At 38.0% G+C, this 17,397-nt stretch carries 17 protein-coding genes, 1 pseudogene and 1 other annotated feature; of the genes and pseudogenes, 12 read left to right on the top strand and 6 right to left on the bottom strand.

What is annotated here, in order from left to right:
* The first annotated feature begins 427 nt into the window (after positions 1 to 427).
* From NST97_RS09440 to NST97_RS09430, 3 genes are all read left to right on the top strand, one after another.
* A complete protein-coding gene (locus NST97_RS09440; protein WP_066247308.1) occupies positions 428 to 919 on the top strand; it encodes a DoxX family protein in 492 nt (163 codons plus the stop codon).
* Between the two features lie 58 nt (positions 920 to 977).
* Positions 978 to 1,193: a binding site (T-box leader), on the top strand.
* A 57-nt stretch (positions 1,194 to 1,250) separates the two neighbouring features.
* Positions 1,251 to 2,378 (top strand): glutamate 5-kinase, encoded by a 1,128-nt coding sequence (proB, locus tag NST97_RS09435; protein WP_063386269.1) that lies wholly within the window; start codon positions 1,251 to 1,253, stop codon positions 2,376 to 2,378.
* Positions 2,375 to 3,622 carry a glutamate-5-semialdehyde dehydrogenase gene (locus NST97_RS09430; protein WP_063386268.1) on the top strand — a complete coding sequence of 416 codons (1,248 nt, stop codon included), beginning with the start codon at positions 2,375 to 2,377 and terminating at the stop codon, positions 3,620 to 3,622. Before proB ends, NST97_RS09430 begins: the two co-directional genes overlap by 4 nt.
* A gap of 61 nt (positions 3,623 to 3,683) precedes the next feature.
* On the opposite strand, the gene NST97_RS09425 is transcribed toward NST97_RS09430, so the two are convergent.
* The gene (locus NST97_RS09425; protein ID WP_063386267.1) at positions 3,684 to 4,235 is read right to left on the bottom strand and encodes a GNAT family N-acetyltransferase; all 552 of its coding nucleotides are present in this window, start codon (positions 4,233 to 4,235) and stop codon (positions 3,684 to 3,686) included.
* 595 nt (positions 4,236 to 4,830) lie between these two features.
* On the opposite strand from NST97_RS09425, the gene recX reads away from it, so the two are divergent.
* Complete coding sequence (recX, locus tag NST97_RS09420; protein ID WP_341343145.1) at positions 4,831 to 5,646, top strand: recombination regulator RecX; 816 nt, start codon at positions 4,831 to 4,833, stop codon at positions 5,644 to 5,646.
* A gap of 3 nt (positions 5,647 to 5,649) precedes the next feature.
* Positions 5,650 to 5,982, top strand: a complete 333-nt coding sequence (locus NST97_RS09415; protein ID WP_063386265.1) for a YfhH family protein — start codon at positions 5,650 to 5,652, stop codon at positions 5,980 to 5,982.
* A 385-nt stretch (positions 5,983 to 6,367) separates the two neighbouring features.
* Here NST97_RS09415 and NST97_RS09410 read toward each other — a convergent pair whose 3' ends face one another.
* The 3 genes from NST97_RS09410 to NST97_RS09400 all read right to left on the bottom strand — a co-directional run bounded on the left by NST97_RS09410 (position 6,368) and on the right by NST97_RS09400 (position 7,793).
* Positions 6,368 to 6,523, bottom strand: coding sequence for a YpzG family protein (locus tag NST97_RS09410; protein WP_082829369.1), 156 nt, complete (start codon positions 6,521 to 6,523; stop codon positions 6,368 to 6,370).
* A 28-nt stretch (positions 6,524 to 6,551) separates the two neighbouring features.
* Positions 6,552 to 6,710, bottom strand: a complete 159-nt coding sequence (locus tag NST97_RS09405; protein WP_066247293.1) for a small, acid-soluble spore protein K — start codon at positions 6,708 to 6,710, stop codon at positions 6,552 to 6,554.
* Positions 6,711 to 6,812: 102 nt separating this feature from the next.
* A complete protein-coding gene (locus NST97_RS09400) occupies positions 6,813 to 7,793 on the bottom strand; it encodes a metal-dependent hydrolase (protein WP_327848068.1) in 981 nt (326 codons plus the stop codon).
* A gap of 179 nt (positions 7,794 to 7,972) precedes the next feature.
* Between NST97_RS09400 and mutY the strand changes: the two genes are divergently transcribed.
* The gene (gene mutY / locus NST97_RS09395; protein ID WP_094244555.1) at positions 7,973 to 9,079 is read left to right on the top strand and encodes an A/G-specific adenine glycosylase; all 1,107 of its coding nucleotides are present in this window, start codon (positions 7,973 to 7,975) and stop codon (positions 9,077 to 9,079) included.
* 75 nt (positions 9,080 to 9,154) lie between these two features.
* Here mutY and NST97_RS09390 read toward each other — a convergent pair whose 3' ends face one another.
* Positions 9,155 to 9,322 (bottom strand): cytosolic protein, encoded by a 168-nt coding sequence (locus NST97_RS09390; RefSeq protein WP_094246379.1) that lies wholly within the window; start codon positions 9,320 to 9,322, stop codon positions 9,155 to 9,157.
* Positions 9,323 to 9,425: 103 nt separating this feature from the next.
* Between NST97_RS09390 and fabL the strand changes: the two genes are divergently transcribed.
* Positions 9,426 to 10,175 (top strand): enoyl-[acyl-carrier-protein] reductase FabL, encoded by a 750-nt coding sequence (gene fabL / locus NST97_RS09385; protein WP_063386261.1) that lies wholly within the window; start codon positions 9,426 to 9,428, stop codon positions 10,173 to 10,175.
* 84 nt (positions 10,176 to 10,259) lie between these two features.
* A pseudogene (locus NST97_RS09380) lies at positions 10,260 to 10,403 on the top strand (gamma-type small acid-soluble spore protein); the annotation flags it as partial.
* A 75-nt stretch (positions 10,404 to 10,478) separates the two neighbouring features.
* On the opposite strand, the gene NST97_RS09375 reads toward NST97_RS09380, so the two are convergent.
* On the bottom strand, positions 10,479 to 11,294 hold the full coding sequence (locus NST97_RS09375; protein WP_144598206.1) for an undecaprenyl-diphosphate phosphatase: 816 nt from the start codon (positions 11,292 to 11,294) through the stop codon (positions 10,479 to 10,481).
* Between the two features lie 214 nt (positions 11,295 to 11,508).
* On the opposite strand from NST97_RS09375, the gene NST97_RS09370 reads away from it, so the two are divergent.
* The 4 genes from NST97_RS09370 (at position 11,509) to NST97_RS09355 (ending at position 17,126) form a co-directional block, all read left to right on the top strand.
* Positions 11,509 to 11,781: a YgaB family protein gene (locus NST97_RS09370; protein WP_232515610.1), complete on the top strand. Its 273-nt coding sequence runs from the start codon at positions 11,509 to 11,511 to the stop codon at positions 11,779 to 11,781.
* 104 nt (positions 11,782 to 11,885) lie between these two features.
* Positions 11,886 to 12,413 carry a nucleoside tri-diphosphate phosphatase gene (gene ntdP, locus NST97_RS09365; RefSeq protein ID WP_063386259.1) on the top strand — a complete coding sequence of 176 codons (528 nt, stop codon included), beginning with the start codon at positions 11,886 to 11,888 and terminating at the stop codon, positions 12,411 to 12,413.
* 65 nt (positions 12,414 to 12,478) lie between these two features.
* A complete protein-coding gene (locus tag NST97_RS09360; RefSeq protein ID WP_066247284.1) occupies positions 12,479 to 14,227 on the top strand; it encodes an ABC transporter ATP-binding protein in 1,749 nt (582 codons plus the stop codon).
* Positions 14,228 to 14,405: 178 nt separating this feature from the next.
* Positions 14,406 to 17,126, top strand: a complete 2,721-nt coding sequence (locus tag NST97_RS09355; protein ID WP_341343144.1) for a tetratricopeptide repeat protein — start codon at positions 14,406 to 14,408, stop codon at positions 17,124 to 17,126.
* Positions 17,127 to 17,397: the final 271 nt, after the last annotated feature.

The raw sequence follows: 17,397 nt of genomic DNA, 5'->3' as shown, positions 1-17,397 counted from the left end.
CTAAAATTTTTGTTATCGGAAAATATGCACACTTCTGTAAAATGACGGTTTCTTTTGCAACAGCTCTAATTTGAATGTAAATTCGAGGGATCGTTCTTGTGTATAAGCATTCATCGTCCAGAGAAGGTGAGTGCTTTTTTATTTTATCCACAGATATTTCAGACAATTCACAACTTATACACATTATCCATACTGTTTTTGTGGATATTATGTAACTGTTGGAGCTTAAGAAGCTGGATTTTTTCCATAAAATTCTACTATGAATGTGGATAACTATAGTAATTGTTAACAATTTGTGAAATATTTCACAAATATATTGAAGTTAAATTCAGAAAATTATATATTGAAATTGAAGAAGTTAGTGAAATATTTCACAAACTTCTTCGAAAAATAAAAGTGAAAAAACAAACAAAGGAGATGGTTGAAGATGGAATGGCTGAAAGGTCCAAAAATGGCGGTTGTCTGGGCGGCTCTTAGAATTTGGCTCGGTTATCAATGGTTTGTCGCGGGAGTCGAAAAGCTGGGTGGATTTGATGCGACAGGATTTTTAAAAGGGGCGATTGCTAAAGCAACCGGAGAACATCCGGCCGTTCAAGGATGGTATGCAGCGTTCCTTGAAAACTTTGCTCTTCCGAATGTAGAACTTTTTAATTTTATTATTCCAATTGGAGAAGTGTTAGTTGGCATCGGACTGATTTTGGGATTGTTTACAACTCCTGCATTAATTGCTGGTGCGTTTATGAACTTGAATTTTATGTTAGCTGGAACAACAAGCACGAATCCGATTATGTACACTGAAGCAATCATTTTAATGGCAGTAGGCGCAGCTGCGTATTATTGGGGAGCTGATCGGTTTATCCTGCCGTATTTGAGAGATAAATTTACAAACAAAAAATTCAATCAACAAGCAAATGTTTAAATGCAGCAATCATCTTGACTTTTAAAAATTTTTGAAACATAATTTTAAAAAAAGTATATTTTCGGCGTTGAAAGGGGCCAGTAAATAGACTTTAGGCGAAAAAGAGAGTGAAACCCTATGGCTGAAAGGTTTCATCGCTGATAAGCTATTGAACCTACCCCTGGAGCTGTCAGGCTCATAACCTGACCGTATCCTTCGTTACAGGCTAAAGGGAGCACTAAACTAGTGCTAAAAAAGGTGGTACCGCGGATATAGACTCATATTCGTCCTTTTTCGAAAGGATGATATGAGTCTTTTTTATGACTGTCAAGCAATGAAGAGGTGTTTTTTAGTGAGGAAAAAGCGAGTGGTCGTAAAAATAGGAAGCAGTTCTTTAACAGATGACAACGGGGGACTCAGCAAAGAAAAGCTGCACGAGCATGTTGAAGCGATTGCTAAATTGAAGGAAGCAGGGTATGAAGTAATTTTAATTTCGTCAGGAGCGGTATCAGCAGGGTATGGAGATCTTGGATATCCTTCCAGGCCTGTGACAATTAGAGGAAAACAGGCGGCTGCGGCAGTGGGCCAAGGGCTGCTTATCCAGGCTTATACAGAAGCATTTAAAAAATACGGCATTGTATGTGCCCAGCTTTTGATGACAAGGAGCAATTTTCAGCATAAAGAGCAATATCAAAACGCATACGCCACCTTATCGGAGCTTCTAAAGCGGCAAGTGCTCCCGATCATCAATGAAAATGATTCGGTTTCGATTGAGGAATTGACGTTTGGAGACAACGATATGCTGTCAGCTCTTGTGAGCGGATTATTGCATGCCGATTTTCTTATTATTTTGACGGATATTAACGGTTTATATGAAGAAGATCCTACCAAAAATCCGAATGCGAAACGATTTGATTTTTTGCCGGAAGTAACAGATGAATTAATTGAACAAACAGAGGCAACATCCGGTTCGAAAGTTGGAACAGGTGGCATGAAATCAAAGCTCATGGCGGCAAAAACGGCACTTGCCCTCGGTGTATCCGTATTTATCGGGAAAGGTCAAGGAAAAGAGAAATTAATCGAAATTTTAAATGGGAACGGTGACGGAACATATATTGGCAAAAACGATTTAAGTGCTGTTCGTAATTCAAAAGCATGGATTGCTCTTCATTCGATCATATCTGGTGATGTGGAAGTCGATGATGGAGCAGTAGCGGCTATTTTGAAGGAAGGGAAATCGCTCCTTCCTGCTGGCGTTAAGCGTGTCAGCGGCAACTTTCAATCCGGAGACGTGGTGCAAATTTTAAACAAGGAACAAAAGCTGATCGGAAAAGGCATAGTCAATTATTCATCTGAAGAATTAAAAGAAATTATGGGCATGCCGAGTCAAAAAGCGATGGAAATGACAAAGCGCATACATCCTGAAGTGGTTCACCGTGATCAATTTGTAGCGATAACGAGTAAGGAGATGATGATATGAGTGAAGTGTTGACAAAAGGGAAGCTGGCAAAAGAAGCTGCTGCCAAGCTGGTTGCAAAGACTACTGAAGAAAAAAACAACGCATTATCAATCATCGCTGAACAATTGCAAAAAGAAACGCCTTATATTTTAAAAGAAAATGAAAAAGACATTGAAAACGGGAAAGCGAATGGTTTATCCGACGCTCTAATTGACCGTCTTCTTTTAAACGAAGAACGAATTAACGGAATGATTGAATCGTTAAGACAATTGATTTATTTGCAAGATCCAGTTGGGGAAGTGCTGGAAAGCTGGACTCGTCCGAACGGTTTACAAATCGAAAAAGTTCGGGTGCCGCTCGGAGTTGTTGGGATGATTTACGAAGCCAGACCAAATGTGACAATTGATGCCTCAAGCCTTTGCTTAAAAACAGGGAACGCTGTTCTTCTTCGCGGCAGCTCATCCGCATTGCATTCAAATATGGCGATCGTAAAGGTGATACGAGAGGCGTTAGAAAAAGCGAATTTTCCTGCCGACAGTGTACAGCTTCTGGAAGATACCAGCAGGGAAACAGCAGCGGAAATGTTCAAATTAAATGATTATTTAGATGTGCTAATTCCTCGCGGAGGGAAAAATCTGATTAAAACAGTTGTTGAAAATTCATCTGTCCCTGTGTTAGAAACGGGCGCAGGCAATTGTCATGTGTTTATTGATGAATCAGCAGACAAAAAGATGGCGATTGATATAACTGTAAACGCAAAAACACAAAGACCTTCCGTCTGCAATGCAGCCGAAACTCTTCTCATCCATGAAAATTGGAATAAGGAGTATATTCGCGAGCTCATTGAAAAGCTCGAGGAGAAAAATGTGGAGTTGCGAGTCGATCAAGCATTGTACAATGAATTCCCGCATTTGAAATTAGCGACAGAAGAAGATTGGGAAACGGAATATTTAGATTATACAATGGCAGTGAAACTTGTTTCGAATGTAGATGAAGCAATCGAGCATATTAATCGTTACGGAACAAACCATTCTGAGGCAATTATCACAGAAAATGCCGCAAATGTAGAAAAGTTTTTCAAATTAGTTGATTCCGCAGCTCTTTACCACAACGCATCGACGCGCTTTACAGACGGATTTGAATTTGGGTTTGGCGCAGAAATCGGGATCAGCACGCAAAAGCTCCATGCCAGAGGACCGATGGGACTCCCTGCACTGACTTCTACAAAATATATTATTAAAGGAAGCGGACAGATTAGAGAATAAGAAATGATAAAAAAATGGAAGCAGACATCTTGATTCGTTCGGATGTCTTCTTCCAATTTTTTTATGCTTCCTTCAATCTGCTTTCTTCGTCTGTCATGAAACCGTTTCGTTTTGTATACAGTGTGTACATATCCTTTGAAATTTCAAAGATGTTGTATAAGTTTTTGTTTTCAATATGGGGAAGCTGACGAGATTCATCGGCAAGGGAGACATATGGAAGCTTCTGCGCGGCTTTCATGGAACGTTCATTGTCTTTCCGTATTTTCATAAAGATCGTTTGAATTCCAAATTCATAAAAAATCTCTTGAAAAAAAGCGTCCTTAGCAAGCTGATTATATCCTTTACCATGGTACGGCTTGCCGAGCCAAGTTCCGAGAAATCCAGTTTGATCAAAAATATCATACAAGCTGATTGTTCCAATAGGAGAGCCCCATTCATCCAAAATGGTGCGGGAAATTAATTCCCCTCGTTCCTCTGCTTCAATCAACTGTTTTGTTATAAACATGTATTCTTCAATCGACGTTGCTTTATGACGAACATAAGGGAAGACCTCTGGATGAACCATAAGTTCGAACAACTCTTGACAATCCGCTAGATCACGTTTTTTTAACATGCTCATCCTCCTCTATCAACGAGGGCGGTTACCACGAAATCTAACGGATCCCACCCTCGAAATTTTTATTTATCAAGTAAAAATTTCGGGGTGGGAATCGAACCCACTAGAACCGGTCAAAAGACCGGTGGCGCACCATTTGCCTTCCCTTAAAAACAAATAAATTTAATTGTCAGCATTTCTTCTAGTATCATACTTGATTTCTATGGAAAAGAAAACAAAAAATTTGTAAAAAGATTATTAAGAAAATTTTACTTTTTTCTTACTACTTTAAGAGTTTCTATAAGCAGTGAATAGGACAAAATTACAATATTTTCTTTGACGATATTTTTTTCCTATTGCTTTGATGCAATAACAATGAGGACCGCATTTCCTGACTGAAGCAGATTTGCCTGCTGCCAGCAAAATATTTAGAAATCATAATAAGAACGGTTGAATTTTACTTCATAGTTTTATAGCATCAACGGCTAGAAAAGTCAGCAAAACGTTCCTTACAAGCTGAAAAATCTATTGTTACAGTATTCATACACTTTCATGCTTAAAACTTCCATTTATTTATTTTTTCTATGGTACTATAAAAATGAGGTGTCTGTACATGTTTATTGTAAAAATAGAAGTTCAACCTAAAAAGAAAAATCGTTTTAATATTTACGTCGATAGAGGAAACGGTGAAATATTTGCTTTTAGCGTCGGGGAAGATGTTTTAATTAAGCACGGGCTAAGAAAAGGGATGGAGCTTGATGAGCTGGATATAGATGCGATTTTGCACGAGGATCAAATAAAAGCAGCATTCAACAAAGCTTTAACTTTTCTTGGCTATCGAATGAGATCGGAAAAAGAGGTCCGTGACCATCTTGTAAGTCAAGGTATAGATGAGAGGGTTATTGAACGTGTAATGGTTGAGCTTCAATTAAAAAATTATGTAAATGACAAGGAGTTTGCGGAAGCCTTTGTAAGAACGCAAATGAAAACCACTTTGAAAGGGCCCGGCATAATAAAAGCAGAACTGGGACAAAAAGGGATTGAGAACGATTTGATAGAAGCAGCTCTTCATCATTTCACGACAGAAAGACAAATAGAAGCAGCGTATAAATTAGCTGAAAAGCAATTGGGAAAAAAAGCGAACATATCTATGTCGCAGCTAAAGCAAAAAATAGAGCAGACAATGTTTAGGAAAGGTTTTTCATCCGAAGTGATTCAAGCTGTTTTAGAGATGCTGCCTTTACATGAACGTCATGACCAAGAATGGGAAGCATTATTAATACAAGGCGAAAAAGGGAAAAAAAAGTATTCCCATCTAGATATGTACACATATCGTCAAAAGCTTGCGCATTTTTTATATCGAAAAGGTTTTTCGCAAGAACTTATTCAGCAATATTTGCAAAAACACTTAGAGAAAAGCGAGGAATAGGAAATGGAAAAACGGTACAGTGAAATGACGGAATACGAGCTAAAAAATGAAATTGCCCGATTAAAAGAAAAAGCGCGCAAAGCGGAACAGCACGGAATGATCAACGAATATGCTGTCCTGGAAAGGAAAATTGCTATGGCAAAAGCATATATGTTGAATCCTGACGATTTTCCGCCAGGTGAGACGTATGAAATCGATGGAGCTCCTGGTGAATATTTCAAAGTTGAATATTTAAAAGGAGTCTTCGCTTGGGGGTATCGGTTATCATCTCCTTTAAAGGAGGAAGCACTGCCGATATCGATGTTGATTAAAAAAAGTAATATAAATGAGAAATAAGTCGAGAACGAAAAATGAAGGAAGTTGGGGAAAAGAGTGGCCGTTGATTTCTTTCAATCGTTTTTTTCTTCCTGTTCGTGGCTATGCTTCCTCGCGCCTAACTTTGCATTATGGTTATCAAACTGAATACTCTCTCAATTGACCTTGAAAGGATACGGATTTCGTTTTTAGCTTGAAATCTTTTGTTAACAAATAGTATCAAAAAATAAGGCGAATAATGGAAATTTGTTTACTCAAGCAATGTTGAAGCTAAATATTTTCTTTATTAAATTTAATCGAGGAAATCATAGTTGAGTTTTGAATCTAGGCGATTATTTTTAAAAATTAAAAAAGGTCTGTATAAACAAGATCATGCCAAATAATGGCATGATCTCGTATTATTTATTTATGAACGTTTTCGCATTTCGTTTTCCAAAATGATTAAGCTTTGGGTTTGCTGGGTTTCCCCGTTTACTTGACGGAATGAATGTTTCGGTTTTCCCCAAGCTCCTAAAAATTCGTTTTTCTGCTTTTTTGATAAGGATGATCGGTTAGTGTCCATTAGTAAACACCTCTTGAAAGGTCAATGGTTATGAAAAATTTTTATCCCGTTCTCCTGAAGCTTTCATCCTCTCTTGAGGGTGTGTGTTAATGGTTCCATTCGCACGACGTGACGCGAATTCCGCTTTAGCACGTGGCTCACCGTCAAATTTTTCATGCTGCGGAAATCCTTTTGCTTTATTGCGCATCGCAGATCCTCCAAGGAGAAAAAAATTTGCGCTATTGGACGCGCATAAATAGTATTTGCTTATTAGAAGCCAATATAAAAGAAAATTAAGGAAATGTCATAATCAATCAATTAGCGGTTTAAGTTTTTTCTTCATTCTTTTTTTACTGAAAATCCAACCTGTGTACGAACGAACAATGTTGAGGTCTTTATCGAGCTGTGCAACTGCTACAAAGGGATAATGACCTTTGCTGAAATAACGCAAGTCAATCAAACGGATTTCGGTATAATCAAGCTGCTCTTTTATTTGCCAATGGAAAACAGGGGAAAAATGCAAAAATGCTGAAATATTCCGGTCTTTTTTTGCGGCTTCCATTGCAGGGTGATTCGGCAGCTCTTTGCGCTCAAATTGGTCGACGATTTGAATTTCGGTAAAATTTGAATATGCAACGTAATAATGTTCTTTTGTCACAATGACGAGCTGCCACTTGCGGAATTTCATTGTTGGGTTAAATATGACGTTTTCAACATTTTTCCATCTGTTTAAGATTTTTTTCTTAATCGATCTTTGCATTAGAAGTCTAACGACATAATATAAAGCGATTATGCAATAAATAATTAAAAAGGTATAGCCCCCATGGGCGCCGGAAAGCCAAATGCCAATGCCGACAATATGAGCGATGAAGATAAACGAATCAAACGTATTAATTGTGCCCAGCGCAATCCACTTTTCAGAAAAAGGTCTGAGAGCTTGAGTGCCGTAGCCGTTGAAAATGTCGACAACAACATGAAGAACAACAGCTAATAACGTCCAAATCCATACATGGATGAGGCTGCTGCTTGGCATAAGAAAATGAATTGCTCCAGTGATCAACAGCGACCATAATAAAACTGCGGGAATTGAATGAGTTATTCCGCGATGATTTTTTAAATAAGCTGCATTATTTTTAAATTTAAGAACCGTATCAAGATCTGGTGCTTGTGAACCGATAATCGTGCCAACAAGAACTGCCTCGCTTGTCAGAAAGGAACCGCCGACAGCCGGATCCAAAGTTGCTAAGCCTCCCAATGCGATTCCCATGACGAAATGTGTACCTGTATCCAAAGCCATCCTCCTTAGCTGAAAAAACAATCGTTATGATGATATTTGAATTTTTTCCATTGAACGCAAAAAACATAAATTCATTTTTTCTTTCATGCCAAAAAAAAATAATGTACGATAAATTCATAAGTTCTTTTTAGTGTAACATATTTTGAAGTGCATAATGGAGGAAATATTGAAAAATGGGTCAATCACTGCAAAAAATTGAGAATTTCGATATTAAAACATTTCAGGAGGACCTGATCGGCTGGTATATACGGGAAAAAAGAGATTTGCCCTGGAGAAAGGACCAAGATCCATACAAAGTATGGGTATCTGAAATAATGCTTCAGCAAACACGGGTGGAAACGGTTATACCGTACTTTAACAATTTTATTAAAAAATTCCCGAATGTTGAGGCGCTGGCAAATGCGGATGAAGAAGAGGTTTTAAAGGCATGGGAAGGCCTAGGCTATTATTCGCGCGCACGAAATTTGCACAGTGCAGTGAAAGAGGTGGCAGCAAAATACGGAGGAAAACTTCCGGATGACCCGAAGCAGCTTGGAAAATTAAAAGGAATTGGGCCTTATACAAAAGGAGCAATATTAAGCATTGCTTATAACAAGCCTGAGCCTGCTGTTGACGGCAATGTGATGAGAGTGCTGTCAAGAATTTTACTGATTGAAGAAGATATAGCAAAGCCAAAAACAAGAAGAATATTTGAAGAAGCGGCTGCAAATCTTATTTCAAAAGAACGTCCTTCCGATTTTAATCAAGCATTAATGGAATTGGGAGCAATGGTTTGTACGCCGACTTCTCCGTCCTGTTTGCTTTGTCCTGTACAGGAGCATTGTCTTGCCTTTTCAGAAGGATTACAGGAAAAGCTGCCAGTAAAAACACGAAGCAAATCAACAAAGCAAGTTTCGATTGCTTGCGCGGTTTTAGTGCAAAACAACGATTTATATATTCATAAAAGACCTGACACAGGACTGCTTGCGAATTTGTGGGAATTTCCAAATTGCGAAGTTCGCACAAACAGAATTCCTAAAAGGATATATCTAGAAAATTTTTTGCGGGAAGAATACGGTGTTGAAGCGGAATTAAGCGAGCTAAAAGGAACGATTCAGCATGTTTTTTCCCATTTGACATGGAATATTAATGTTTATTTCGGCAAAGTTTGTAGCGATGAATCAATGAAAGAGCTTGAAAAAGTTTTCATCAAGGATATTGATCGATATGCTTTTCCTGTACCTCATCAAAAAATATTTGCTCTTTATAAGGAAAAAGCTGGCATACAAGTGAAGCCGTAATTCCATTGGGAAGTGAATGAAAATGCAATCGGCATGTACCGATTGCATCCATTATGCCTCTAAAAATTGGTTTAATCAGTCTTTGTTAATACCGCCGCGCGCTTCAATTTCTTCTATAATTTCACGGTGAATGGTATGACCTTCTATATTCAGGTAAGGCATAATTTGTTGAAAGGCGCGGTGATAATGCTGAAGCTCCTCACTGCTCCAAGCTTGCTTCGAGATCATGGAGAGCTCTGTCATATCTCGTATAGGCAATTTACAAAAACTCCTTTTTATATGTTTTTCTATATCTATTCTTTGTTACGATAGAAATAACTATTCAATACATAAGGAGATGTAAAATATGAATGAAAAAGTAGCGCTTGTCACAGGATCTTCAAGAGGAATCGGCAAAGCTATTGCCTTGAGGCTTGCTGAAAAAGGGTATCACATCGTCATTAATTATGCTCGCAGCAAATCGAAAGCGATCGAAACCGCGGAAGAAATTGAACGTCTTGGTGTGAAAACGCTTGTGGTGAAGGCAAACGTCGGAAAACCAGAAAAAATAAAGGAAATGTTTGCAGAAATTGACAAAACGTTTGGACGGCTTGATATTTTAGTAAACAATGCAGCATCTGGAGTTTTACGCCCTCTAATGGAAATTGAAGAATCCCATTGGGATTGGACGATGGATATTAATGCAAAAGCACTTCTTTTTTGTGCGCAGGAAGCAGCAAAATTGATGGAAAAACACGGCGGCGGACACATCGTGAGCATCAGCTCTTTAGGGTCTATTCGCTATTTAAAAAATTACACGACAGTAGGGGTTTCTAAAGCAGCTCTTGAAGCTTTAACTAGATATTTAGCAGTTGAATTAGCACCGAAAAATATTGTAGTAAATGCGGTTTCCGGCGCAGCTGTCGATACGGATGCATTGACACATTTTCCGAACAGGGAGGAAATTTTAAACGAAGCAAAAGAAAAGACTCCGGCTGGAAGAATGATTGAAAAAGAGGATATCGTAAATGCAGTTGAATTTTTGCTCTCTGAAAAAGCTTTCATGATAAGAGGACAAACTTTGATCGTAGATGGAGGCATTTCCTTATTGCTGTAACTGCAAATTTTTTTGGATAAGTTTTTTCCCTCCTGGACATGATATATGACGTGGAGGTGAAAAATGATGGCAAAACAACAGCAAAACAAAACAAATGCTCAACAAGTGAGAAAGCAAAACCAACAATCAGCTCAAGGATTTGGAACAGAATTTGCTGCTGAAACAGATGCACAACAAGTAAGACAACAAAATCAACAATCTGAACAAAATAAACAACAAAATTCTTAACTATTAATTTTGAATGTTTCTTTTAAAAGAGCCAGGCAAAAAGCGGAGAACGTTTCAGCTCTCCGCTTTCTTTCATTAAAGGAAAAAAACATAGATGATGATCGCCAAAATGATCCGATAAATAGCAAATGGTGTAAGTTTAATGCGGTTGATCAACTGCAAAAAGAATCTTATGGCCAAAAGCGCGAAAATAAACGCACTGATGAATCCGGCGATAAAAAACGGCAGGACGTCGATCGTGAAATGCTCCCAATTTTTAATAAGAGAAAGACCGCTCGCCCCCGCCATTATCGGCACAGCCATAATAAACGTAAAATCGGAAGCTGCACGATGGCTTAAACCGGCTAAAACCCCGCCGGAAATCGTTGAACCGGAACGCGAAAAACCAGGCCAAAGGGAAATGCATTGGATGAGGCCGATGGTTAGCGCTTGTTTGTATGTAATTTGATCAACCGTTTCTGCTTTCGGTTTTCTTGGACCAAATAGGTCTGCTGCAATCATTAATAATGCCCCTAACACAAGGCCGACTAATACGCTATGAGCGGAAAACAAGTACGTATCAATATAGTCTTCAAATAAAAAACCTAAGACGGCAGCAGGAAGAAGTCCTGTGATGACAAGGCCAAGCGTTAATCTTTGACCGTTTTGATGCTGCATTTTCTTAATCTGTAATAAATCGAAAAAGCGATCTTTAAATACGATCACCGCTGCTAGTATTGATCCAAGCTGAATGACGACTTTAAAAGAGTTGGCGACAGGCTCTGAATATATTTCTTTAGATTTTAGAAGAATGTCATCAACAAGAATCATATGTCCAGTAGAAGAAACAGGGGCAAATTCCGTTAACCCTTCAACAATGCCTAAAATGACTGCTGTGATGATTTCCCACACGATATAGTAACTTCCTTTCTCTCAAAAAAAATCAAAGTTTGTAATGATTCAATCTTGTCAGATTGTACATAATGAATGAATGGAGAGTCAATAATAATTTTGACCTAAGCGTTCATACGACAAAACTTCTTAATTGTCTACATAACTTGTCAAAGGAATCAAGTGAAATAGTTAGAATATGTATCCATAAACATTTTATGAGGGAGGGATTCATTTGAATACATATAACCGCTTTGATCTGCTAGTTGGCGAACAGCTTGAAACGATGGATAAGCTTGTATCGCTTCAATCTAAAATAGAGCATTATCAACAAATGGAATTGGAATTTTTGAGACAAAATGATGATAAGAAATTGCGTTCTGTGCAAAAAGAAATTGAAAAAATGAAAAATGAGTTGATAGACATTCAAAAAACGTTTGAAAAGCAAACGGAAGAAGTTATTAAAATGTACCAAATCGAAATGTATGACTCGAGTCAGCCATTTTAGCGGCATGGCTCTTTTATTTTCTTTTTGAATATCAAACGTTATAATAAAGAAAAATGATTTTTTCGGATTTGAAGTGAACTGTTCATTAGAAAGTAGGGAACAAAATGGCGCTGCCAAAGGAAGGAGATATCATTCAAATACACAGTTATAAACATAATGGATGCATTCATCGTGTTTGGGAGGAAACGACCGTTTTAAAAGGATCGCAAAACTGTATTATTGGCGGCAACGATCGAACAACGGTTACCGAAGCTGACGGCAGAACTTGGATTACAAGGGAGCCGGCGATTTGTTATTTTCATGCACGTCATTGGTTTAATGTAATTGGAATGATTCGTGGTGACGGCATTTATTATTATTGCAACATCAGTTCTCCTTTTGTTTGGGATAATGAGGCATTAAAGTATATTGATTATGATTTGGATATTAAAGTGTTCCCGGATATGACCTATACACTGTTAGATGAAGATGAATATGAACGGCATAAGAAATCAATGAAATATCCGCAAGTCATTGACCGTATCTTAAAGAATAATGTGAACAAATTAATTTATTGGATACGCGGTAGAAAAGGTCCGTTTTCCCCTGAATTTATCGATCAGTGGTATGAAAGATATTTAACATATTTATGATGGAAAAGTCTGTTGGAATATCAACAGACTTTTCGCTTTGCATTGATCTGAAAGGAGAGAAATGGTTGGGTTCGATTAAACGCTATTTTCAATTTGTAAAACCATATAAAAAACAAATTTTTTTAACGATTTTCATCGGGATTATAAAGTTTGGCATTCCTTTGTTAATTCCGCTCGTATTGAAATATATCGTCGACAATATTTTAAACGGATCATTATCAAATGACGTAAAGATAGAGATGCTTCTTTTTTTAATGGGCATCATGTTGTTTATATTCCTCGTCATACGGCCGCCGATCGAGTATTATCGGCAATATTTTGCGCAATGGACGGGAAGCAAAATTTTATATGATATTCGCGATCAACTGTTTACTCATCTTCAGCGGCTGAGCTTAAGATATTATTCAAACAATCGTGCGGGAGAAATTATTTCGCGGGTGATTAATGATGTTGAACAAACAAAGACGTTTGTTATTACGGGCCTTATGAATCTATGGCTTGACCTTTTTACTATTATATTTGCCATTGGGATTATGTTTACGATGGATGTCACGTTGACCATTGTATCGATTATGTTGCTTCCTATATACGGATTGTCAGTTAAATATTTTTACGGCAGGCTTCGTCATTTGACAAGAGTTAGGTCGCAGGCGCTGGCAGAGGTGCAGGGGCATTTGCATGAGAGGGTCAGCGGAATGGCTGTCATTCAAAGCTTTGCGAATGAAGAGCATGAACAAAAAGAATTTGATCGTGAAAATCGCAATTTTCTTGAAAGGGCGATTGATCATACAAAATGGAACGCAAAAACGTTTGCTGTTGTTAACACCGTTACTGACCTAGCGCCTCTTTTCGTCATTTTTTACGGGGCTTATGAAGTGATACAAGGGAATTTAACGATCGGGACGATGGTTGCCTTTACAGCCTATATTGATCGGTTGTACAATCCTCTTCGCCGTTTGATCAATTCATCAACTACTTTAACACAGGCTTTCGCTTCAATGGACAGAGTATTTGAGTTTCTTGACGAACCTTACGATATTGTTGATAAACAGGATGCAATAGCAGCAGACAAACTTTCGGGGGAAATTATTTTTGACAAAGTATCCTTTCGCTATCATGACAACGAAGAATTTGTACTAAAGGATATTCATTTAACGATTCAAAAAGGGGAGACGGTCGCTTTTGTCGGGATGAGCGGAGGGGGAAAATCCACCCTTGTGAGTCTTGTTCCGAGGTTTTGGGATGTAACGGAAGGAAAAATTTTGTTGGACGGCATTGACGTTAGAGATTATAAAGTGCAAAGCGTCAGGGAGCAGATCGGCATAGTTTTGCAGGATCCTTTTTTATTCAGTGAATCGATAAAAACGAATATTTTAATTGGCAAACCAAATGCAACGGATGAAGAGGTCATAAAAGCGGCCAAAGCAGCTAACGCTCACGAGTTTATTATGAGTTTGCCTGATGGCTATGATACGAAAGTGGGCGAAAGAGGCGTGAAGTTATCCGGCGGTCAAAAACAGCGAATTGCAATTGCCCGAGTATTTTTAAAAAATCCGCCGATTTTCATTTTGGATGAAGCTACGTCTGCTTTGGATTTAGAAAGTGAACAATTTATCCAAGAAGCCCTTGATAAACTGGCAAAAAACCGTACGACCTTAATTGTTGCCCATCGTCTGTCTACAATTACTCATGCAGATAAAATTGTACTAATTGAAAACGGGAAAATTGTTGAAACCGGAACTCATGAAGAACTAATGAAAAAGCGCGGACATTACTATAAACTATTTCAAATTCAGCAATTGGGTGAATGGTAAAAAATACCGCAGCAAAATGGGTAATTAGTCATTTGCTTTGAAATCCATAATATACTTTAATTTTAGCAAGACTTTTGCCAGTCAAGTTTTTCATAAATTTTTGATTCAATCCCTTTTGAAAAAACGATTTTGGTAGAATAAAAGAAAAGACTAAATTCGTATAAGAACGGAGGTTGTCATGGCGGCGGAAAAGCAGTTAATTGAAAAAAACTTTTATCAAACATTATTAAAAGAAAATGAAACGAAACATCCGATCCAACTGCTTGGGGAGCTTTTTCAAGAAGAACAAAAAAAGGTCGCATATGATCTGTCTTATGTACGCTATGCTCAAGGAGAAGTATATTTCCACCACAAAGATTATGAAGCGGCAATTTTTAAATGGGAAAATATAGAGAATGAGCTGGCGCCATGGGCGAGAAAAAATGTCGGAGATGCATATTTTGAATTAGGATTATTTTCATCTGCGGAAGAAATGTACCGTTCCATTGAAACGGATTCAAAAGTTCTTAAAGCAGAAGCATCGCTAAAGCTGTTTTCGCTTCACCGACTTCAAGGAGAAAAAGAAAAGGCGTATGAGGCGATTCGTGATGCGGTATCGATCAACCCTGACCATGGTCAAGCATCCACCATCGCTATTCAATTTTATGAAGAACAGGAAGATTGGGACAAAGCTGTCCATCTTACGGTTGAAGAATTAATTCGGACTGAAAAAGCGGAATGGTTTCAGCGTTTGATCAATTATGTTGAACAAGGTTTTGTCAAAGAAAAAGAGCCGGATTATTTCTTTAAAGCATTAACGGTTTTATACAGAACCGACGTAGAGCAATTCGAGAAGCTTGCTGTTTCGCTGTGGCGATGCTATAAACACGATCAAAAATATTTTATTCCATGGTTAAAAACGATAAACAATCTAATTTTCAATGTGAAAGTGGACGAATTTCAGCATTGGGATGAAATATCGCGCTTTTATGAAGAATCCTATAATAAGCTTCTTGGCGGATCATATTTACTAAAAGAGCTTCAAGATATTATGCCGGACATTTTAGCCAATTGGCTGAAACTATCGACAGGAAAACAACTATCGACCGCTGCAGCAGCTGTCGTTGCATGGAGTGAAATTTACCGTTCAAGCTTAGATGAGAAAGTGATTGAAGAAGCGGAGCACGTTTTGGCATCAGGTAGTCATGATCGTGCTGATGGTCATGAAGCCAAAAAACGGCTATTTGCGAAGCTGGCCGATTGGGCGGAAATAAATCAAGTAAATCTTGGGCAGAAATATCATTGGATATTAAAAAAGATTTTTGAACAGAACGAACATTATTTGCTCATTGTTGGAGAAAGCGGTTTTGCCCGATCGCTGCTTGGCCATTCTCTTCCAAGCATTCCTTCATCAAAAATTACTATTTACTGCCATGAAGACCGGACAGACATAAAGCAAATAAATAATGAAAGCATAACAGATGTATTCGCTGAAGAAGATGCGGCAGTTCGTGAAGATGGAACAATTGTTGCGGTATGTGCGCCTAATGATTTGTTAAACGATCATAAGCTAAGTTTAATAGAAGTACCTGACATAGAGCATGTTGATCAAGAGGAGCTAAAGGAATATATACAACTGGCTGATGGGTTGGTATATGTCCATCCAGAGCATCAACCTGCTTCAGTTGAGAAAATGGTAGAAAGCCTGGCATCGATTGCTTTAAAAAAGGAGCTTCCAATTTACTTTTTGCTTGAAGATAGCGGCATGCTTCATAATCATTTTAAAGAACAAATACTTGACTTTTTCCCGGAAGCTGAATTTTTCCCATTCCCTTCAAGAAATGAAGGAGAGAAGCGGAAACAGTCCTTCGCTGAATTTATTCATTCACGTTTTCCGTTTCATCAAGATAACAAAACGGAGAAGCTGTTGTTTTTCTTGAAAAAAGCTATTAAATATGCTTATAGCAAACGGATGGAATTAGAGCAGCATTTAGAAGAAAACATCGATAAAAATAAAGAAATCGTGTCTCGATTAAAAGGATTAATACACAGCCTTGGCGATATGGAAAATGAAAAAGCTAAGGAATTGAGGCAGTCACTCCGCTCCACATTGGAAGAGATAAAAAAGGATCTTCATGATGAGTTAAGGACTATTTTGCGATCTGCATCGAAATTCATAACGGAAAACAGCGATTTCAGCCATTTACACATAGAATTGAACAAAAAAATGAACGATCAAGTGAAGGCGCATTTTGCTGAAACGCTGCTTCCAAAAATGTCGCAAAAAATGGGAGAATGGGTTTCATTTGCTGAAAGCGAGCTAAAACAATGCCAAGTCTATTTAGATGAAATGTGTGAATCGTTTAATTCATTGTACGGTCATGACCGTGTGAAGCTTATGTCTGATTTCAAAGTAGTGGATGATTGGCGGCGGGATATTGATCGTCTGACAACAGTGGTGAACATCGAAGAAGAAAATATTATGAACCGCTTTAAGCCTGCACAAGTTATATTAAAAGGAGCAGGAAAGCTGTTTTCGTCCATTGGGAAAAACAAGCTGTTTATCGCACAGCAATACAAAAAATACATTGAAACTGAAACATTCGATGATGCGATTCAATCGATGATCCGAAAATTTTTTGCTCAATTCGACTTATTTGAAAAAGGAATTGAACGAGATGTGAAAATGTTTTTCCGTGAACCTGTTCACAACCTTGAACAAATTGTGCAAGAAGGAGAGCAGCAAATTCGGACAGATCAACAACAATTGGACAGCTTGAAAACAAACCCAGAGATTTATTATGATCCGCTGACAGTTTTTGAATTAAACTTAAGACAATGTGAAATATTGAATGAATACCATTCCTTAAACAATAAAGCGGTCGAAACGAATATAAATAAGTTTTCTAGCGGAGATTAAAGCAATGCTTAGCACATTTTTAGATTAGGGGCTGTCCATAAAGTCAAATCCCCATTGAAAAACAAAAAAATCATAAACATCGATATATCAACGTTTCTAAAACATTAAAGGGGGCGTCAATAAGCCGAAAAAACGACTTATTAGACAGCTCCTATTTATTTTATTAGTAGAAGTGAAACGCAGGTCAAGACTGTCTGAGAGCTTTGAGCTCAAAAAGCTGACCGTGATTCTAAAGGAGCCTCCTTGTGATAACATCCAACAAAGCTTTGAG

The organism is Aeribacillus sp. FSL K6-1305 (assembly GCF_038050115.1).
Taxonomy (GTDB): Bacteria; Bacillota; Bacilli; order Bacillales; family Aeribacillaceae; genus Aeribacillus; species Aeribacillus composti.
This window is presented reverse-complemented; position numbering and strand designations above follow the sequence as displayed.